Raw genomic sequence first — 17,874 nt, forward strand, 5'->3', positions numbered from 1 at the left:
CATGGATACCTCATTGAACTACGCGACGCTGCTGGAAATCACCTCCAACTACGTCTTCTTCTACCCGCTGGTGATGACGCACGTCTGGATGATCGGGGCCCTGCTGTACTACCTCAAGTGGGAGCGCGTGCAACCTGCAACGATCAAGCTGGCGCATTACCCGCCCGTGTCGATCCTGCTGCCCTGCCACAACGAAGGCGACAACATTTATGAAACCATAGGCTGGCTGTTGCAGCAGGACTATCCGACCTTCGAGATCGTGGCCATCAACGACGGCAGCACCGACGACACCGGCGAGCTGCTGGACCACCTTTGCACCCTGCATCCGCGGCTGCGCGTGGTGCACCTGGCCGAGAACCAGGGCAAGGCGATGGCCATGTGCGTGGGCGCGCTGCTCTCCAACAGCGACTACCTGGTCTGCATCGACGGCGACGCGCTGCTGGAGGTGGATGCCTGCACCTGGCTGATGTCGCACTTCGTCCACCCGCATGTGGGCGCGGTCACCGGCAACCCGCGCATCCGCAACCGCTCCACGCTGCTGGGCAAGATCCAGGTCGGCGAATTCTCCAGCATCGTCGGCCTCATCAAGCGCGCGCAGCGCGTCTACGGGAGGATCTTCTCGGTCTCGGGCGTGGTGGCGGCGTTCCGCAAGTCGGCGCTGGCCGAGGTCAACTTCTGGACCGCCGACATGATCACCGAGGACGTCGACGTCACCTGGAAGCTGCAGCGCGCCGGCTGGGATGTACGCTTCGAGCCCAAGGCCAAGTGCTGGATCCTGATGCCGGAAACCTTTGCCGGCCTGTGGAAGCAACGCCTGCGCTGGGCGCAGGGCGGATCCGAGGTGTTCCTGCGCAATATCGGCATCTTCCTGCACTGGAACCAGCGGCACATGTGGCTGATGTTCCTGGAGCTGGCGGCCAGCCTGGTATGGGTCTATGCCACCGTCTCGCTGGCCGTGGTCGCGGTGGCGGCCTTCCTGCTCGGGCACGCGCCGGCGCTCGGCCCCTGGCATCTGGTGCTGTCGACGCAAAACACCTTCTTCGTGCTGATCATCAGCTCGCTGGTGCAATTCAGCTTCGGCCTGTACCTCGACAGCCACTACGAGAAGAACCTGTGGAAGACCTACCTGTGGATCATCTGGTACCCCTTCCTGTACTGGATGATGATCACCTGCGCGACGTTCGTCGGATTTCCGAAGGCGTTATTCAAGAAAAAAGGACAACGGGCCATCTGGACCAGCCCTGACAGAGGATTCAAATCATGACCACACAATTCATCATCACCCTCAATACCGCCGACCAACCGCTGGTGCGCGTGCGGGACGGCCTCCTGCTGTGCGCATGCTGGATCATGTGGGCAGCGGTCTTCACCGCCTTCGTCAACGGCTGCGAATGGGAGGCGCTGGGCATGTCAGTGCAGCGCTGGCTGCTGGCGCAGGAAGCCTTCCTCAGGGCGGTGCTGGCGTCGCTGCACATCCCCTCCGCCTATGTCGTCATGATGATGTTGCTGGTGCTCGCCTTCTTCCTGTGGTCGCTGCTCAACCAGGCCCTGGCGCCGGCATTTCGCAAGCAAAGGATGACGCCGCCGCTGACGCTGGAGGACATCGCCCGGCATTTCCAGCTGGACCTGGCCCTGGTCGGCTCGATGCAAAAGGAAAAGCAGATCATGGTGTTCCATGCGATGTCGGGCGCGGTCACGGAGCTGCGCAGCATCCAGTGCGACCTGCGCCAACCCGTCCTCGAAGCGTGAGCGGCCATGTGCATCCCCTTGTGCGACAACGCCGGCATCGCCGTCGTGCTGGCCCTGATGCTCACGCCCGGCACGGCGCCAGCCGCCGCCCCGTCCGCCGCGCCGGCAAGCGGCCCGGCGCCCCCGCTGGAGATTCAGCTGGTGGTGCGCACCGTCAACAATTTCAAGAACCGCAAGGACGTCGCCGATTTCTTCGCGCGCGCCAAGAAGGCGCGGGTCAGCGCGGTCCATCTCAACGTCAAGCAGGATGAGGACGACGAGCGCCCCTCCGGCCAGGTCTACTACCGCAGCCGGATCGCCCCGATCGCGGCCGGCTACGAACGCTTCGACGTCCTGGAGGCGGCCATTGCCCAGGGACGCAGGCTGGGCATCAAGGTCTATGCCTGGATGCCGCAGTTCCATGACCAGGCCGCCATGCGCAGCCACCCCGAATGGCAGATGCAGGCGGCCTACTCCGGCGCCAGCCGGACATACCAGGGCAAGAACAACCCTGAGTTCTTCATCAACCCGATCCATCCGCAGGTGCAAGCCTACCAGCGCAGCCTGATCGAGGAAGTGGCGCGCAACTACCGGGTCGACGGGATTTCGCTGGACTGGCTGCGTTTCGACGACATCAACATGGATACCGGCGCCTACACGCGCGAGCTGGCGCGCCAGGAGATCGGCATCGATCCCCTGCGCCTGGACTTCTCGGCGCCGTCGCCCTCGCTGGCGGCCTGGCAGCGGTGGCGGACCCTGAAGATAGGCGCCTATGTGCGCAGCGTGCGGCAGTCGGTGAAGGCGATCCGGCCCGGGGCGAAACTGGCGGCGTTCATCCTGCCGCCGGAATTCGCCGAGGTCGGCCAGAACCTGGCCACCTTCAGCGCCGACCTGGATGAGGCCTTGCCGATGGCTTACTACAATGACTGGGGACGTTCCGCCCAATGGGTGAACGGTGCCTTGATGCGCGATGTGATGCGCAGGAAGAGCCCTGCCACCCGGGTCACCCTCACGCTCGATGGCACCGGCACGGAACAGGAGAACATCGCGATCCTGGCCGAGGTGCAGAAGAGTTCGCCGCAGGTGCGCGCGGTCGCCTGGTTTTCGGCTTACTACTGGCAGCCGGCGCAGATCGAACGCATCGCGGCAATCCACCGGGCCGCACGCAAGGCCGCGGACGTGGCGCGCCGGCAGGACGAAGCGCGCTGACGCGCGGCGCAGGACGCCGCCGCGGCCCGCCGGCGCTGGCCATGGACGAAAAAAAAGCCGCGCATGCGCGGCCCCGGCGTGACCTGCGGTCAATAGCGTCTCTTGGCGCGCGCGATCACATCGTTGCCCAGCAGGCGGATGGCGGCGATGGCCGGACCGTCCAGCTTGGCGCGCTCATCGCACAGCAGCAGCAGGAGATGATGCATTTCCGACAACAGGTCATTGAGGGCCACGTTCAGATCCCTCAGGGATTCGATTGCATCGTCACGCGAATCATCCATTTCCATTCCTTTCGAGATGCGCCCGAACGCGCAGGTCGGCGTCCACTGGCGCCGCACATCCAGGCGCGGCATCGGTTCGTAGCCGCGGATGAAGCAAAGGCGCTCCCAGCTCATCCCTCACCCTTGCAGGAAGCCAGTTCGGCCGGGTCGGTCGCGCCTTGCGATTGCTGGGGCTGCAGTGCGCGCTCGCTGCGGCGATACTCGACCGGCGACGTGTCGAGATGCTTGCGAAACAGCTTGGCCACATGCTCCCCGCTGAAGAATCCGCAGCGGCGGGCGATCTTGTCCACCGGCAGGTCGGTCTCGCGCAGGTGCTGGCGCACCGCCTCCAGCCGGATCTTGAGCAGGAAGCCATGCGGTGTGAGGCCGGTCTCGCGCTTGAACTGGCGCTGGAAATTGCGCTCGCTCATCGAGACGAAATTGGCGGCGTCGTTCATGCTCACCGGCGAGGCCATGTTCTCCTCCAGCCAGCGCAGCGCCTTGTGGATGCGGCCATTGCGCAGCGAGTCGTCGACCCGGTGGCTGGTCACATGCGTATGCGGCGCCTCGCGCTGGCGCTGGTGGGTGACCAGGCTCTGGGCCACGCGCTTGGCCAGCGCCGTGCCCAGGTCTTCCTCCAGCAGGCGCAAGGCGATATCGGCGCCCATGCCGGCGTCGCTGGCGGTGAAGATTTCGCCATCCTGGGTGATCAGGGCGTCGCGCTCCACGACGATCTGCGGGAATTCGCGCTGCAGCTTGTCGCGCAAGGCCCAGTGGGTGGTCGCCCTGCGCTTGTCCAGCAGGCCGGCCGCGCCGAGGATGAATACCCCCGTGCACAGGGCGGCGATGCGGCGCACGCGGACTTGCGCCTGCTGTAGCCAGGCGATCAGCTTGGCGTCGTGATAGGCGTCGAAGTTGCCGCTGCCGCTGGCGATGATGAGGCTGTCGAAGTGATGGTTGTCAGCCTGCGGCAAGGAGCTGGTCATGACCTGCACCGCCGAGGACGACATCACCATGCCCCCGGCCAGCGAGATCAGCGACAGGCGATACCCGGTGGATCCAGCGAACACCGAGGAAATCATCTTGTCGCCGACGACGAAGACCTCGGCGGCGCCGACGATGTCAGCCAGGACCACGCCGTCGAAAACAATGATACCGATGTGCCTGATCGGATTGGGTTCCTCGACCAGCCGTATTGTCTGAAAGCTTTCCATTTGCACGAATCTCTCCCTAATGCCGCGATTCATCCATGCCAGCCTGGTTTCCGGCTGACTCTTATTTTTTGAAAATCATCTGTGGCTGTCCGGCCCGGGGAAGCGCCGGAGGAAATACATCTCGTCAGAACAATATGCACCGCAATTCCATCCACTGTGTCCTGCCTGCCGCAGTGCCGGCATCGTCTCCTGCTCCCGCCTCCTACTTGTTGGCGATGTCTTCCTTCAATCTCCCGATATCCAGCGTCAACTCGGCCACCAGTTGCTTGAGCCGGCCGTTTTCCTCCTGCAGCTGCTTGAGCTCGTGCGAGTACTCGGGGTGCGCGCCATATTGCCGCTTCCAACTCAGGAAGGTCTTTTCCGACACGCCGGCCTGCCTGATGACGTCAGCCAGCGGCATCCCCAGTTCTTCTTGTTTGAGGGCGGCGGCGATCTGTTCGCTGGTGACAATTCGCTTCATTCCATGACCTCTTTTCCTGGTGTCGGCTGAGCGTGGCGCTCAAGGCCGCGGGTTCGCATCATTTATCCCGGGCTGACGTGCCGCCCAGCGGTTTGGATTCCAGTCCGGTATGCACGACCGTGGCGACAGTCACCTTGGCGGCGTCGGTGGCGCTGGCATCGACCGCGGAGCGCGGCTCGGCCGGATCGAGGCCGAGGCGGCGACGCACGAACGGATCCGTATATTGCGGCTCGGCCTGGCCCGTGTCCGTCGCCGCTGCCGCCGTCGGCACCGCAATGCCCGGGCAAGAGCGGCCGGTGGCCTCGACCGCCTTGCGGTTCGCCTCGCTCTGGCACAGCAGCGCCAGCGCTACATCGTTGAGCCCCATGGCGCGAAATTCCCGCGAGTCCAGGCGCCGCACGCAGGCGTCGTCGACGATCGTGCTGCCGCCGGTGGCGCCGAAGCCCACCACGGACAAGCCGAACGATGACGAGCCCATGCAGGTGTCCGAAAAAGTCGAGGTCAGCGAGGGCGCCGCGATGGCCGGCGCCGAGCGCACCGTGTAGCTGCCGCCGTAATCGACGGTGGCCTTGGTGTTGTAGGCGTTGCTGCCCGCTTCGCCGGCCTGGCCGTCGGCGTTGCCGGTACTCAGGGAAACGGTGACGTTGGAGGTGTTGCCGTTGGCCGATCCCCCTGTGGCGGCGCCTCCCGTGGCCGAGCCGCCGGTGGCCGAACCGCCCGAGCCGCCCGCTCCGCCCGTGGCGGAGGAGGAGGAGCCGGAGTCGCGTCCGCCGTGCGCGCCGCCTCCCCGTCCCCCTTCAGAACCTGCCCAGGCCGGCGAGGCCAACATTGCGGCGGCCAGCATCCCAATGAGTTCTTTTTTCATAGTCGGCTCCCTTGCGCCATTTTTTTGAGCCGGGAGGGTTTCCCCTCCCGTCTTGATGCCACGTCAAGCTTGCTGCTCAGCGGATGAACGCATTGGCGGCAGCGTTGCCGCCGTTGCCGCCATTGCCCGCAGTGGCGGCGCCGCTGCTGGCGCTGCCACCGATGGTGACGGACAACGCCGAGCCGCCGATGTTCTTGTTGTTGCCCACCGATGCGTCCGCCGATCCGGTGGAGGAGAAGGTCTTGCCTCCCACCGCCACCGCGTTGCCATTGGCCGCCTGCGTGGTCGACGAGCCGTTGCCGGGCAGCGGCCCATGACGCCCCGCGGCGGCGCCGGAGACGGCGCGGGCGCTGGTATTGCCGCCTTCCGCGTTGGCGCCGCCGGTGACCGTGCGATTGCCGCCGGTATTGGCGATGCCGGCGTAATTGCCCTGGCTGGCGGCGCCGCCCGTGGCTGCCGCGCCGGTGGCGGCGCCGCCGGTGGCGCTGCCCGAGGTCGCGCTGCCGCCGGCCCCGCCGTTGCCACCGGTGGCGACCACGACGGCGCTGTTACGCACGGAAGCCGCAGGCGCCTGGTTCGGCCCTTGATGGGCGAAGACGGGCGCAGCGAGCAGGATGGCGACAATGGCCGCGACGTGTTGTTGTTGTTGCATTTGGGCTCTCCTTGAAATTGGACTTCGACTGCCCTGCTTCACCCGCATCGGTCGTGGGCAACGCCGATCGGCCAGCGACAAGGGAATATGAGCTGCCAGATCCCCTTGCCCTATCGGCCAATGCAAAACCGCGCAGCTGCTGCCGGCGTCCCTTTCAAGGCGGCTTCCGGTCTGGCTTTCCTGCCGCGCATCTTTGCTTGGCAGGATTGATATTAGGACGCGAGCCGAAATCGTTTGCGACAAAACCTTGTCTCAGAAGGACGCCGCCGATGGCGTCCATGAGCAGTTCCTGTCGCCCTGCGGGAAGCGAAACCGCGCCATTGCCAGAATGACATGCAGCGACCGGCCGCGACGCGTTCCCCGCCGGACCGGTGACGGATGGATTGAAATGCGCGGTTCGACCACGGCGCCGCCGGGATCGGCTGCGCTTCGCGGTGAGCGCGATGAATGCGCTTGCGTCGCTATCGGCGTCCGAAGCTGCATAGGAAAATATAGCCTGCGATCGCGCCTGGACTGCCCGGCAATGAGCGTACTATAGGGTAAATAGCCCCCTCCCCTGCCGCGAATCGGCCTTTCGTATCCTGGCATACGCTTTCCCCGATTCGCCTCAGCCTCAGCCTCAATCCGACATCCGCGCCGCTGGCCCTATCGGCGGCCCATTCAACATCAATGCAAACCGGCTGGCGCGTCAGAGCATCGGGCGCGGCCATACCGCTCGCGCCGCAGACCGCATTCCCGCGGTCGCCCCTTTCCAGGAGAAACGTATGTCCATCCATATTGCAGCCAATGCCGTCCTCGATGCCGTCCGCGACATCGGGATGCATTGCAGGAAAGCCTTCGCCGGCCTGGCCTCCGTCGTACTGCCGGAGCCCTTGCGCCCCGCCTTGCGCCCCATCGACAGCGGCGTCCATCGGCGTCCCGCCGCCCATGCGCCGTCCGGGCCATGGCCCGGGCAGCAAGCCGCCGCCGCGCCCACCGGGGCGGCCACGTGCGCGCCGCGCGGCCAGCGGGGCGAGTTCGACCTTGAAAACAGGATAGGCATCGAACGCACCTGACTTCGGCCGGCAAGAGAACCGTCCCGTCCAACGGCAAGGAGAACAACATGTCATTCAGGCCCAACAAGACCTTCACCGAAGAAGAGATAGAGCGAGCCGTCGAGACCCATCGGAACAAGCACAAGAAGGACGACGGCGATGACGGCCGGCTCGATCCGGGCCACGCCGACGAGAAAACGGCGATGGCGCGCGAAGCCAAGCCGCTATGGCCGCGGCGAAAAATCCACCATAAGCGGGAGGAAAAATACGACGGCGAGGATTCCTAGCCAAGAGCGCCGGCCGCTTCCCCGGCCACGTCAAGAAGCGTGACAATGGCCGCCTGTGCGGCAACAAAATGGCCGCTTGCGCGGCCATTCTTCATTACGTTTGTCATTGTCCCGGCCTCATGCTCCGCGAGCGCCGGGTTGTCCAACGGCCTAGGATTGCTGATCCTTTTTGGCGTCGCTTTGCTGGTCGCCCTGCTGCTGGCGCTCCCTGTCCCGGCGATTCTGGTCTTCGATGGAAGACTGGTCATTGCCGCCCTGCTGGGGACGATTCCCCTGGGAGCTCTGCTCCTGCTGGCGATCCTTGTTGGGCTGGCCTTGCTGCTGGTTCTGGTTTTGCGAGCCTTCGGGCTGGTTTGAGGCAGACATGTCGATTCCTTGAAACGCGGTCATAGAGAGACGTTATCGGAACAGGCCGCGATGTCCGTTTTCCGTGTTGTCACCGACATGCCTGAAAAGGCATGCCTGCCCTGCAGCGGCAGGATGCAGGCCTGCGGTGATGCGACGATATTGCGCCGAGCCTGCGCGCGTGGATGTAGGCGCAAGACCTATTGATGCGTAGTCCGACGCTCGCCCCTGCTGCTTGCCCAACGCATCGGGTCCCTCGACAGCAGTCATTGAAATCGGAACAATATGGGTGGGTTAGAATGGATTGCCGGGGTAAGCTGGCATGATCGATGCCCCCAACACACTACGCTCCCTGCAATCCGTTTCCGCCGAGCAAGGCATACGTCGCTCAAGAACATGAATTTCGTATCAAAGCATTCTTTGGCCGTCCAGTTGCTACGCATCATTTTCGGCAGTTACTTCGTGGTGACGCTCATCGTCACCTGCGTCCAGCTGGCGGCGGAATACCGGCACACCAAATCCGACATCGACAATGAATTGATGGCCATGGACCTGACGTTCGGCGCCAGCCTGGCCAGCTCGACGTGGCGCTTCCAAGGCGACGTGCAAAAGGCCACGCTCAAGGGGATCAGCAACCTGCCGGTCGTGACCGGCGTCAAGATCGAAGACCCGCAGGGACGCCTGGTGCTGGCCCAGGGCAATATCTTCGACAGCCAGGGCCGGCAGATCCATGTCGACGCCGACGGCGCGCCCAGCCCCGTCGCCGTGGACTTCCTCAATGCCGCCATCGGCCATCGCTTTCCCATCCTGTACCGCGACGAACACGACCTCAGCCACGATATCGGCTCCTGGACGGTGTATTCCAGCCGCCACGTCGTCATCCAGAAGGTCGCCTACGGTTTCATGCTCATCCTGATCAACTCCATCATCAAGACCCTGGTGCTGTGGTTCATCTTCCTGTACGTATTCCAGCGCTGGCTGGGCGCGCCCATCACCCAGCTCAGCTCCTTTGTGCGGGAGCAGGACCTGAACCGGCTCGATGCGCCGCCAAGCATCGTACTGCCGGGGAAGAAACGGCATGAACTGCATTTCCTGGCCGACGCCATCAACGCCATGCTGGCCAGCCTGAGCCGGCACATGGCGCAGAACCGCTTGCTCTATCGCGAGCTGGAGCAGGAGAAGGAGTCGCTGCGCGCGCTCAACAAGTCGCTGGAGCTGCGCATCGCCGAACGCACCCTCGACCTGGAGCAAGCCAACCGGCAGCTCAAGCTGCTCAGCCTGACCGACGCCCTCACCGGCATTTCCAACCGCCGCTGCTTCGACCAGGCCCTGGAGCGGGAATGGCGGCGCTGCGCCCGCAACGGCAAGCCGCTGACGGTAGCCCTGTTCGACGTCGATTGGTTCAAGCACTACAACGACCACTACGGCCACGTCGCCGGCGACGAGGTCTTGCGCCGGGTCGCCGAGACGCTGCAGCACACCGTCGGCCGGGCAGGCGACACCGTGGCCCGCTACGGCGGGGAAGAATTTGCATTGATCGCGGCGGACACCGACGCCCAGGCGGGGCTCGGCGTGGTGCACAGGATGCGCGACGCGGTGTTCTCGCTGCACATTGCGCACGCGCTGTCGCATTTCGGGCGCATCACGATCAGCGTGGGCGTGGCCAGCTGCGTGCCGTCCCAGCAGGACGGCGACGTCAATACGCTGCTGCAGGCGGCCGACGCCGCCCTGTATCGCGCCAAGACCGGGGGGCGCAACCAGGTCCTGGTGGCCGAATGGCCGCTGCCGGCGTCGTTGGAGAAGGCAGGCGATGCTGCATAGGATCCTGCGCGGCCTGTTGCCGCCCCTGCTGATGGGCGCGCTGTGCCCGGCCCTGGCGGCCGACGAGATCGTCTGGGGAAAATATAACGTCCCGCCCTATATGATCCCGACCGGCGAAGCGGCGCACCAGGGCATTTTCGACCAGACCCTCGATGTCCTCAAAAGCAAGATGCCTCAGTACCGGCATGTGGAGCTGAATGCGCCCTTCCCGCGCATCAACAGCGAAATCAAGAAGGGCAACCACTGGTGCTTCAACGGCGGCCTGAAGACGCCCGAGCGCGAAGCCTACGGTTATTTCTCGTTGCCCATTTCGATCTTCCTGCCGCTGCGCATCATCGTGCGCCGCGATCGCCTGGCCGAATTCAAGGGACAGCAATCGCTGCAGACCCTGCTGCGCACGCATGCGTTCAGCACCTCGGTGATGCGCGACCGCTCCTACAGCCCGACCGTGGACAAGCTGCTGGCGGCCTACCCGCCGAAGGAAAACTATTCCGAACAGGTCGAGGCCATCGGCATGCTGCTGGCCGGACGCATCGACTACATGATCGAACTGCCGCTGCTGGCCTTCGACCAGGCCCGTGCAATGGGTCGGCCCGGGGAACTGGTCGCGCTTCCCATGCAGGAGGCGAACGAGGTCGTCTTCAACCGCGTGATGTGTCCCAGGAACGAATGGGGGCGCCAGGTGGTGGAGCAGGTCAACCGGGTGTTGCTGGCCAATCGCGAGAGTCCTTCCTACCGTCGTATCGTGGAGAAATGGCACGACCCCGAATCGGTGGCCGAGATCCGCAGGATCTACGACAAGGTGTTCCTCAAGACGCCGTGAGCGCCCTGTGGAAAAAGGAAACGGCCTGCGGCGATGCAGGCCATTTTTTCAGTCCAGCGCCGTCCACTTGCGTTCGCTGGCGGCGGACTCCAGCACCTTCTCGATGAAGCGCACGCCCTGCACGCCGTCTTCCACGCGGGGATAGTCGGCCTCCAGCGGATCGGCCGCGCGGCCGGCGGCGCGGGCGCGGATATCGGCAGCCACGCCCAGGTAGACATTGGCGAAGGCCTCGATGAAGGCCTCGGGATGGCCGGACGGAATGCGCCCCGCGCGCCGCGCCGATTCGCTCAGCCACGGCGAACCGCGGGTCAGGATGCGGCGCGGCCCGTCGACCGGGGAGTGGACCAGCTGGTTGGGCTCCTCCTGGCGCCACGCCAGCGTGCCCAGCGTGCCCGAGACCTGCAGCCGCAGGTCGTTCTCCAACCCTGCCGCCACCTGCGAGGCCACGATGATGCCGCGCGCGCCGTCGCGATAGCGCAGCAGCAGTTGGGCGTCGTCGTCCAGGCGGCGGCCGGCGCCGAACACGCTCAGGTCGGCGCACAGCGCGTCGGGCCGCAGGCCGGTGACGGTGGCCGCCAGGTTTTCGGCATGGGAGCCGATGTCGGCCATGGTGCCGGCGCTGCCGCTGCGCGCCGGGTCGAGCCGCCAATCGGCCTGCTTGTTGGCGCCGCCATGCTCGACCGCGGTGGCCAGCCAACCCTGGTTGTACTCCACCGCAATCTTGCGCAGCGCGCCCAGGACGCCGCCGCGCACCAGCTCGCGCGCCTCGCGCACCATGGGATAGCCGGTGTAGTTGTAGGTCACGCCGAAGACGGTGCCGGCGCGGCGCACCGCCGCCGCCAGTTCCTCGGCCTGCGCGCCGGTGTGCACCAGCGGCTTGTCGCACACCACATGGAAGCCGGCCTGCACGAAGGCCAGCGCCACCGGGTGATGCACATGGTTGGGCGTGACGATGCTGACCAGGTCGATGCGTTCCTCCGGACGCCTGCGCAACTCGTCGTCCAGCAGCGCCTGCCAGCTGCCGTGGTTGCGGTCGTCGGCCAGGCCCAGCGCGGCGCCCGATTCGCGCGCGCGCGCGGGCGAGGACGACAGCGCCCCGGCCGTCAGTTCGAACTGGCCATCCAGGGCCATGGCCTTGCGGTGCACCGCGCCGATGAAGGCGCCGTGGCCGCCGCCCACCATGGCATAGCGGAGTTTTCTTTCACTGGACATAGGTGTCGCCCTTGCTGTTCGTCTTGGTTGTGGTGATGGCGCGGCCTCAGGCCGTCCTGTCCTGCGCGAATACGGCATCGAAGGCGCCCGCGGCGGGCTTGAAGTCGATCCGCCGGCAGAAGGCCGCGCTCTCGGTGGCGCCGTGCACGCGATCCATGCGGCTGTCTTCCCACTCCACCGAGAGCGGTCCCTGGTAGCCGATGTCGTTCAAGGCGACGATGATGGATTCGAAGTCGATCATGCCGCGCCCCACGCTGCGGAAGTCCCAATGCCGGCGCGCATCGCCGAAGCTGGTATGGCCGCCGAACACGCCGACCGTGCCGTCGCCCTTGCCCCACCACACGTCCTTCATGTGAGCGTTGTAGATGCGCTCGGGAAAACGGCGGATGAACTTCACGTAATCCACGCCCTGGTAGGCCAGGTGGCTGGGATCGTAGTTGAAGCCGAAGCGCCGGTGGCCGCCGACGGCGGCGACGGCGCGCTCGGCCGAGGCGATGTCGAAGGCGATCTCGGTCGGATGCACCTCCAGCGCGAAGTTGATGTCGTGCTCCTCGAAGACGTCGAGGATGGGGCCGAAGCGCTGCGCGAAATCGGCGAAGCCCCTGTCCCAATAGTCCTGCGTGGTCGGCGGAAAGGCGTAGATCGCATGCCAGACCGACGAGCCGGTAAAGCCCGTCACCGTCTTCACGCCGAACGCGGCGGCGGCGCGCGCGGTGTCGGCCAGCTCTTGCGCGGCGCGCCGGCGCACGCCCTCGGGCTCGCCGTCGCCCCACACATGCGGCGGCAGGATGGCCTGGTGGCGCTCGTCGATGCGGTCGCACACGGCCTGCCCGACCAGGTGGTTGCCGATGGCCAGGCAACGCAGGCCGTGCTGCGCCAGCAGCGCGCGCTTGTCCTTGACGTACTGCGGCGACGCCAGCGCCTGCTGCACGTCGAAGTGGTCGCCCCAGCAGGCCAGCTCAAGGCCATCGTAGCCCATGCGCCTGGCCAGCGGCGCGAGCTCGGCCAACGGCAGGTCGGCCCATTGGCCGGTGAAAAGAGTGACGGGTCTTGGCATGTTCCGGTCTCCAGCGTATGCGGCAATCAGGTCGGGTGGGGAGGCAAGGCGCCCTTCCCGCCTCGGCGCGGGAAGGGATGCGCCGTCAGAACGGCGAGTCGGGGAAGTAGAAGCTCTTGGCGTTGTCCTTGGTGATCAGCACCGAGGGAATGATGGTGGTGGGCGGCAGCTTCTCGCCCTTGAGGCGGGCCTCGGCGGTAAGCTTGATCGAGTCGTAGATGAACTTGGGACTGTACGACACGTTGGCCTGGATCAGCGGGTTGCTGCCGTCGATCAGCGTCTTGATCATGCCCTTGGCGCCGGCGCCGCCGAACACCAGCTTGATGTCCTTGCGCCTGGCCTGCTCGATGGCCTTGAGCACGCCCACGGCCATGTCGTCGTCGGCCGCCCAGACGGCGTCGATCTGCGGGAAGCGCGTCAGGTAATCCTGCATGACCTTGAAGGCGTCGTCGCGGTTCCAGTTGGCGTACTTGGCGTCCAGCAGCTTGATGCCGGGGTGCTGCTTGAGCACGGCGTTGAAGGCGTCCATGCGCTCGTTGTCGAGGGTGGTGGCGATGCCGCGCAGGGCCACCACGTTGCCCTTCCCGTTGAGCGCCTTGGCGATGTACTCGCCCGGGATCTTGCCGAACGCGGTGTTGTCGCCGGCCACATAGGCGTCCTGCGCGCTGGTGTCGGTCAGGCCGCGGTCGACCACGGTCACGTAGATGCCACGGGCCTTGACCTGCGCCACCGGCTTGGTCAGCGCGGCGGATTCGAAGGGGAAGATCACCAGCGTGGTGATCTTGTTGACCGTGACCAGGTCCTGCAGCTGGTTGGCCTGCTCGGGCGCGCCGCCGGCGGTCTTGACGATGACCTGCAGGCCGGGATGGGCCTTCTCCAGGTCCGCCTTGGCCTGGTTGGCCCAGTACACGATGCCGGCGGTGAAGCTGTGCGTGGCCGAAGGAATCGCCACGCCCACCACCACCTTGTTGGCCTGCGCCATGGCCGGTCCGGCCAGCGCCAGCGCCACTGCTGCGCCCATGGCCGAGAGTGCGAGGCGGCGGGTGAAAGTAAGCTTGCTGTTCATGTCTTGTCTCCTGTTGTTATTCAAAATGGCCATGCACGCCGGCCGGTTGGGAACACACTGGCAAACTGAAACCGCGCGATGAAGGCCTAGGGATGCGGGCCTTCGCGGCAGCCTCACCTCCTGCCGCGCTGCATGAAAGCCACCGCGATGATCACGAAGCCCTGCACCGCCGCGTTCAGGTACACGCTGATGATGCTGGTGAGGTTGAGGATATTGCTGATGACCGAGAGCAGGATCGCGCCCACCACCGTGCCGGCGATGCTGCCGGCCCCGCCCTTCAGCACCGTGCCGCCGACGATCACCGCGGCGATCGCCTCCAGCTCCCACAGCAGGCCGGTGGTCGGCGAGGCCGAGCCCAGGCGCGGCACGTAGAGCAGCGTGGCGATGCCCACGCATACGCCCAGCAGCATGTAGGTGAGGATCTTGATCCGATGCACGTCCACCGCGGCGTACAGCGCCACCTGCTCGTTGGAGCCGATCGCCTGCACGTAGCGGCCGTAGGCCGTGCGGTTGAGGATCACTGCGCCCAGCACCGCCACCAGCAGGAACACCCACACCGGAATCGGCACGCCCAGCAGGTTGGCGTAATACACCGGGCTGTAGATGTCGGAGAGTTCGTTCTCCAGCGTGATGGCGCCGCCGTTGGAGAAATAGGTGAGGTAGGCGCGGAAGATGCCCAGCGTGCCCAGCGTCACGATGAAAGGCTCGATGCGCCCCTTGGTGATCAGCAGCCCGTGCACCAGCCCGAACACGGCCCCCAGCGCCACCGCCAGCAGCATGCCCGCGGCCACCGCCGCGATGGGCGAACCCAGCACGGGCGCCATGGCGTTCATGAAGAGGATCACCGACCCGGCGATCAGCGCCGCCATGGAACCCACCGAGAGATCGATGCCGCCCGAGATGATGACGAAGCACATGCCCACCGCGATGATGCCGATGAAGGCGGTGCGCGTGAGCACGTTCATCACGTTGTCGTAGGTGGCGAAGTTGCCGTTGAGCAGGGTGCCGGCGATGCACAGCAGCAGCAGCCCGAGGACCGGGCCGAATCCGTGCAGCCGGCCCCACCAGGCGGCTGCGGCGCTGGAATGGGCGCGCGCCGTCGAGGCGGCGGGGTTGTCAGCGGGTACCTGTGGCATGGACGATCAACTCCTCTTCGGTCAAGTCGGGTTCCTGCAGCGTGGCCTGCAGGCGGCCGGCGCGCATCACCGCGACGCGGTGGCACAGGCCGATCAGCTCCATCAGTTCGGATGAAATCACGATCACCGCCAGGCCCTGCGCCGCCAAGCGCTGCACCAGGTGGTAGATCTCGCGCTTGGCGCCCACGTCCACGCCGCGCGTGGGCTCGTCCAGCACAAGCACGGTGGGACCGGGGTGCAGCACCTTGGCCAGCGCCAGCTTTTGCTGGTTGCCACCCGACAGCGACGACGCGCGCGCCTCCAGCGAACCGGCGCGTATGCCGAATTCCTGCACCGCCGCGCGCAGCGCGGCTTGCTCGGCCGACGGCGCAAGCCATGGCCGGGCGTAGCGCTCCAGCGCCATCAGCGTGAGATTGGGTCGCAAGCCGAAGTGCACGTGCAGACCCTTGCCCTTGCGGTCTTCGCTGAGATAGGTCAGGCCATGGCGCGCGGCGTCGCGCGGACTGCGCAGTTGCACCGGCCGTCCCGCCAGCTCCAGCGCGCCGGCGCTGCGCGGGCGCAGCCCCAGCAAGCCTTCGAACAATTCGGTGCGGCCGGCGCCGACCAGGCCGGCGAAGCCGAGTATCTCGCCGCGCCGCACCTCGAAACCGACATCCTCCGCCCATCCGGGCACCGTGAGGCCGCGCACCCGGATCGCCGGGTCGCCCGGGGGCGCCGGGCGTTTTTCGGGGAACAGGTCGGCCAGCTCGCGCCCCACCATCAGGTTGGCCATCTGCCGCCGCGTGAGCGCGGCCGTGGGCTCGCGCGCGACCAGCCGGCCGTCGCGCATCACGATCACCTCGTCGGTGGTGCGCTCCACTTCATCGAGCTTGTGGGAGATGTAGATGATGGTCACGCCAGCGGCCTTGAGCCCGGCCATCAGCGCGAACAGGCGCTCGGTCTCGCCCGGCGTCAGCGTGGCGGTGGGTTCGTCCATGATCAGCAGGCGCGCGTTGCGCACCAGCGCGCGGGCGATCTCCACCAGCTGCTTCTCGGCCACGATCAGCTTGCGCACGCGGGTGTCGGGATCCAGCGGCAGGCCGACCTCGGCCAGCGCCGCGCCGGCTTGCTCGCGCATGGCGCGGTCGTCGAGGAAGAGGCCCTTCCTGATCTCGTGCCCGAGGAAAATGTTCTGCGCGATGGTCAGGTCGTCGGCCAGGTTGAACTCCTGGTGGATCAGCACGATGCCCTGCGCCTCGGCCGCGCGCGACCCGCCGCCGGGCGCGCGCGCCGCGCCGTCGATCGCGACCTCGCCGCCGCTGGGGCTTTCATAGCCGGCCAGGATCTTCATCAGGGTCGACTTGCCCGCGCCGTTCTCGCCCAGCAAGCCATACACCCGCCCCGGCTGCAGCGCGAAACTCACGCCGTGCAGCACGCGCACCGGGCCGAAGGCCTTGCTCACGTTACGGAATTCGACGGCCACGCTCATGGCGCGCTCCCGCCGGCCACCGCCATGCTCTCCTGCATGGCCAGCACGCCCGCGCCCACCACGCCGGCATCCTCGGCCAGCGGCGCGTACTGGATTTCAAGGTGGCGGGTGGAGAGCGCCAGCGAGCGGTGGTACACGCTCTGGCGCACCGAGGCCAGGAACAGCGGCCCCATGTCCGTGACCCGGCCGGCGATGAATACGTGCGAGGGATTGAAGAAGTTGACCACCGAGGCCAGCATCTGACCGACCAGGTTGCCGGCGCGCTGGATGATGGCATTGGCGGCGACGTCGCCGGTGCGGCTGGCCTGGGCCACGTCTTCCGGCGTCAGGACGCCGGCCGCCTGCAGGCGTTCGGCCAGCGCCGCGCTTTCGCCGCGCTGCGCCGCCTCGGTGGCCATGCGCGCCATCGCCGGGGCGGCCGCCATGGCCTCCACGCAACCCTGGTTGCCGCAATGGCAACGCGGGCCGGACTGATCGACGCAGATGTGGCCGACGTCGCCGGCCGAGCCGTTGGCGCCCCGGTACACCTGGCCGTGGCAGACGATGCCGCAACCGATGCCGGTGCCCACCTTGATCACCAGGAAGTTGGGCAGCTTGCGCTGCAGCCGGTACATCTCGCCCAGCGCCATCAGGTTGACGTCGTTGTCCACGAACACCGGGGCGGCGAACGCCTCGCGCAAATAGTCGCGGATGGAGAAGCCGTCCCAGTCGGGCATCAGGGGTGGATTGACCAGCTGGCCGCTGGTGAAATCCACCGGCCCCGGCACGCCCACGCCGATGGCGATGACCTGCGACGCCGGCAATGCGCAGCGCGCCATCAGTTCGCGCATCAGGCCGCGCAGCCGCGCCAGGATCACGCCCGGTCCTTGCCGTACATCGATGGATTCGCGGTGGCGCGCCAGCAAGGTCATGTCGGGCCGCATGATGGCCACCTGCATGCTGCTGGCGCCGAGGTCGGCGCCGATGACCACGCCCAGGGTCTCGCTCAGGCGCAAGGTCTCGGCGCGGCGGCCGCCGGAAGATTCCTGCAGCCCGACCTCGTCGAGCAGCCCTTCGTCGAGCAGCGCCGCCACCATCGCGTTGGCCTTGCTCTTGGAGTAGGCCAGCCGCTGCGCCAGCGCATGGCGCGAGGCGCCGGCAGACCAGAAGATGGTCTGCAAGACGTCGAGATCCTCCGTCCCGCGGTTATGCCAGCGTGTCAAGCTTGTCTCCTGTCATGGTGCCTCATGACGGGCGC

The 17,874-nt window shown here is 66.4% G+C and carries 18 protein-coding genes and 1 pseudogene; 7 read left to right on the forward strand and 12 right to left on the reverse strand.

Annotation, left to right across the window (positions count from 1 at the left end):
• The first annotated feature begins 1 nt into the window (after nt 1).
• From pgaC to Herbaro_RS17260, 3 genes are read left to right on the forward strand one after another with little or no spacing between them, the layout of a single operon-like run.
• On the forward strand, nt 2–1,264 hold the full coding sequence (gene pgaC / locus Herbaro_RS17250) for a poly-beta-1,6-N-acetyl-D-glucosamine synthase (protein WP_275010844.1): 1,263 nt from the start codon (nt 2–4) through the stop codon (nt 1,262–1,264).
• Nucleotides 1,261–1,749 carry a poly-beta-1,6-N-acetyl-D-glucosamine biosynthesis protein PgaD gene (gene pgaD, locus Herbaro_RS17255; RefSeq protein ID WP_275010845.1) on the forward strand — a complete coding sequence of 163 codons (489 nt, stop codon included), beginning with the start codon at nt 1,261–1,263 and terminating at the stop codon, nt 1,747–1,749. Before pgaC ends, pgaD begins: the two co-directional genes overlap by 4 nt.
• Before the next feature lie 6 nt (nt 1,750–1,755).
• On the forward strand, nt 1,756–2,937 hold the full coding sequence (locus tag Herbaro_RS17260; RefSeq protein ID WP_275010846.1) for a family 10 glycosylhydrolase: 1,182 nt from the start codon (nt 1,756–1,758) through the stop codon (nt 2,935–2,937).
• An 89-nt stretch (nt 2,938–3,026) separates the two neighbouring features.
• Here Herbaro_RS17260 and Herbaro_RS17265 read toward each other — a convergent pair whose 3' ends face one another.
• The 5 genes and pseudogenes from Herbaro_RS17265 to Herbaro_RS17285 form a co-directional block, all read right to left on the reverse strand.
• The gene (locus tag Herbaro_RS17265) at nt 3,027–3,218 is read right to left on the reverse strand and encodes a hypothetical protein (protein WP_275010847.1); all 192 of its coding nucleotides are present in this window, start codon (nt 3,216–3,218) and stop codon (nt 3,027–3,029) included.
• A gap of 110 nt (nt 3,219–3,328) precedes the next feature.
• Nucleotides 3,329–4,411: a GlxA family transcriptional regulator gene (locus Herbaro_RS17270; protein WP_275010848.1), complete on the reverse strand. Its 1,083-nt coding sequence runs from the start codon at nt 4,409–4,411 to the stop codon at nt 3,329–3,331.
• A gap of 205 nt (nt 4,412–4,616) precedes the next feature.
• Nucleotides 4,617–4,871 (reverse strand): annotated as a pseudogene (locus Herbaro_RS17275) (transposase); the annotation flags it as partial.
• Nucleotides 4,872–4,929: 58 nt separating this feature from the next.
• On the reverse strand, nt 4,930–5,736 hold the full coding sequence (locus tag Herbaro_RS17280; RefSeq protein WP_275010849.1) for a histidine kinase: 807 nt from the start codon (nt 5,734–5,736) through the stop codon (nt 4,930–4,932).
• A gap of 76 nt (nt 5,737–5,812) precedes the next feature.
• Nucleotides 5,813–6,388, reverse strand: a complete 576-nt coding sequence (locus Herbaro_RS17285) for a hypothetical protein (protein WP_275010850.1) — start codon at nt 6,386–6,388, stop codon at nt 5,813–5,815.
• Between the two features lie 764 nt (nt 6,389–7,152).
• Between Herbaro_RS17285 and Herbaro_RS17290 the strand changes: the two genes are divergently transcribed.
• Together Herbaro_RS17290 and Herbaro_RS17295 are read left to right on the forward strand one after the other, a co-directional pair.
• Nucleotides 7,153–7,443: a hypothetical protein gene (locus Herbaro_RS17290; protein WP_275010851.1), complete on the forward strand. Its 291-nt coding sequence runs from the start codon at nt 7,153–7,155 to the stop codon at nt 7,441–7,443.
• Between the two features lie 47 nt (nt 7,444–7,490).
• Nucleotides 7,491–7,709, forward strand: a complete 219-nt coding sequence (locus tag Herbaro_RS17295; protein WP_275010852.1) for a hypothetical protein — start codon at nt 7,491–7,493, stop codon at nt 7,707–7,709.
• A gap of 150 nt (nt 7,710–7,859) precedes the next feature.
• On the opposite strand, the gene Herbaro_RS17300 is transcribed toward Herbaro_RS17295, so the two are convergent.
• Nucleotides 7,860–8,075: a hypothetical protein gene (locus Herbaro_RS17300; protein ID WP_275010853.1), complete on the reverse strand. Its 216-nt coding sequence runs from the start codon at nt 8,073–8,075 to the stop codon at nt 7,860–7,862.
• A 411-nt stretch (nt 8,076–8,486) separates the two neighbouring features.
• Here Herbaro_RS17300 and Herbaro_RS17305 point away from each other — a divergent pair, with 411 nt between their 5' ends.
• Nucleotides 8,487–9,875 carry a sensor domain-containing diguanylate cyclase gene (locus tag Herbaro_RS17305; RefSeq protein ID WP_275010854.1) on the forward strand — a complete coding sequence of 463 codons (1,389 nt, stop codon included), beginning with the start codon at nt 8,487–8,489 and terminating at the stop codon, nt 9,873–9,875.
• Nucleotides 9,865–10,698 carry a TIGR02285 family protein gene (locus Herbaro_RS17310; protein WP_275010855.1) on the forward strand — a complete coding sequence of 278 codons (834 nt, stop codon included), beginning with the start codon at nt 9,865–9,867 and terminating at the stop codon, nt 10,696–10,698. The genes Herbaro_RS17305 and Herbaro_RS17310 overlap by 11 nt, the downstream gene beginning before the upstream one ends.
• A 48-nt stretch (nt 10,699–10,746) precedes the next feature.
• Here Herbaro_RS17310 and Herbaro_RS17315 read toward each other — a convergent pair whose 3' ends face one another.
• The 6 genes from Herbaro_RS17315 to Herbaro_RS17340 all read right to left on the reverse strand — a co-directional run bounded on the left by Herbaro_RS17315 (nt 10,747) and on the right by Herbaro_RS17340 (nt 17,839).
• Nucleotides 10,747–11,910, reverse strand: coding sequence for a Gfo/Idh/MocA family protein (locus Herbaro_RS17315; RefSeq protein ID WP_275010856.1), 1,164 nt, complete (start codon nt 11,908–11,910; stop codon nt 10,747–10,749).
• A 46-nt stretch (nt 11,911–11,956) separates the two neighbouring features.
• Nucleotides 11,957–12,967, reverse strand: a complete 1,011-nt coding sequence (locus Herbaro_RS17320) for a sugar phosphate isomerase/epimerase family protein (protein WP_275010857.1) — start codon at nt 12,965–12,967, stop codon at nt 11,957–11,959.
• 85 nt (nt 12,968–13,052) lie between these two features.
• Complete coding sequence (locus tag Herbaro_RS17325) at nt 13,053–14,033, reverse strand: substrate-binding domain-containing protein (RefSeq protein WP_275010858.1); 981 nt, start codon at nt 14,031–14,033, stop codon at nt 13,053–13,055.
• A 113-nt stretch (nt 14,034–14,146) separates the two neighbouring features.
• Nucleotides 14,147–15,169, reverse strand: a complete 1,023-nt coding sequence (locus tag Herbaro_RS17330; RefSeq protein ID WP_275010859.1) for an ABC transporter permease — start codon at nt 15,167–15,169, stop codon at nt 14,147–14,149.
• Entirely contained in the window at nt 15,150–16,637 is a 1,488-nt protein-coding gene (locus tag Herbaro_RS17335) for a sugar ABC transporter ATP-binding protein (protein ID WP_275010860.1), read from the reverse strand. The genes Herbaro_RS17330 and Herbaro_RS17335 overlap by 20 nt, the downstream gene beginning before the upstream one ends.
• Complete coding sequence (locus Herbaro_RS17340) at nt 16,634–17,839, reverse strand: ROK family protein (protein WP_275010861.1); 1,206 nt, start codon at nt 17,837–17,839, stop codon at nt 16,634–16,636. Before Herbaro_RS17340 ends, Herbaro_RS17335 begins: the two co-directional genes overlap by 4 nt.
• Nucleotides 17,840–17,874 lie beyond the last annotated feature (35 nt).

The organism is Herbaspirillum sp. WKF16, assembly GCF_028993615.1.
Classification (GTDB): Bacteria; Pseudomonadota; Gammaproteobacteria; order Burkholderiales; family Burkholderiaceae_D; genus Herbaspirillum.

What these genes read in the sequence shown, in the direction of transcription:
- pgaC (WP_275010844.1), top strand. Translation starts at nt 2, where the DNA reads ATGGATACCTCATTGAACTACGCGACGCTGCTGGAAATCACCTCCAAC.
- pgaD (WP_275010845.1), top strand. Translation starts at nt 1,261, where the DNA reads ATGACCACACAATTCATCATCACCCTCAATACCGCCGACCAACCGCTG.
- Herbaro_RS17260 (WP_275010846.1), top strand. Translation starts at nt 1,756, where the DNA reads ATGTGCATCCCCTTGTGCGACAACGCCGGCATCGCCGTCGTGCTGGCC.
- Herbaro_RS17265 (WP_275010847.1), bottom strand. Translation starts at nt 3,218, where the DNA reads ATGGATGATTCGCGTGACGATGCAATCGAATCCCTGAGGGATCTGAAC.
- Herbaro_RS17270 (WP_275010848.1), bottom strand. Translation starts at nt 4,411, where the DNA reads ATGGAAAGCTTTCAGACAATACGGCTGGTCGAGGAACCCAATCCGATC.
- Herbaro_RS17280 (WP_275010849.1), bottom strand. Translation starts at nt 5,736, where the DNA reads ATGAAAAAAGAACTCATTGGGATGCTGGCCGCCGCAATGTTGGCCTCG.
- Herbaro_RS17285 (WP_275010850.1), bottom strand. Translation starts at nt 6,388, where the DNA reads ATGCAACAACAACAACACGTCGCGGCCATTGTCGCCATCCTGCTCGCT.
- Herbaro_RS17290 (WP_275010851.1), top strand. Translation starts at nt 7,153, where the DNA reads ATGTCCATCCATATTGCAGCCAATGCCGTCCTCGATGCCGTCCGCGAC.
- Herbaro_RS17295 (WP_275010852.1), top strand. Translation starts at nt 7,491, where the DNA reads ATGTCATTCAGGCCCAACAAGACCTTCACCGAAGAAGAGATAGAGCGA.
- Herbaro_RS17300 (WP_275010853.1), bottom strand. Translation starts at nt 8,075, where the DNA reads ATGTCTGCCTCAAACCAGCCCGAAGGCTCGCAAAACCAGAACCAGCAG.
- Herbaro_RS17310 (WP_275010855.1), top strand. Translation starts at nt 9,865, where the DNA reads ATGCTGCATAGGATCCTGCGCGGCCTGTTGCCGCCCCTGCTGATGGGC.
- Herbaro_RS17315 (WP_275010856.1), bottom strand. Translation starts at nt 11,910, where the DNA reads ATGTCCAGTGAAAGAAAACTCCGCTATGCCATGGTGGGCGGCGGCCAC.
- Herbaro_RS17320 (WP_275010857.1), bottom strand. Translation starts at nt 12,967, where the DNA reads ATGCCAAGACCCGTCACTCTTTTCACCGGCCAATGGGCCGACCTGCCG.
- Herbaro_RS17325 (WP_275010858.1), bottom strand. Translation starts at nt 14,033, where the DNA reads ATGAACAGCAAGCTTACTTTCACCCGCCGCCTCGCACTCTCGGCCATG.
- Herbaro_RS17330 (WP_275010859.1), bottom strand. Translation starts at nt 15,169, where the DNA reads ATGCCACAGGTACCCGCTGACAACCCCGCCGCCTCGACGGCGCGCGCC.
- Herbaro_RS17335 (WP_275010860.1), bottom strand. Translation starts at nt 16,637, where the DNA reads ATGAGCGTGGCCGTCGAATTCCGTAACGTGAGCAAGGCCTTCGGCCCG.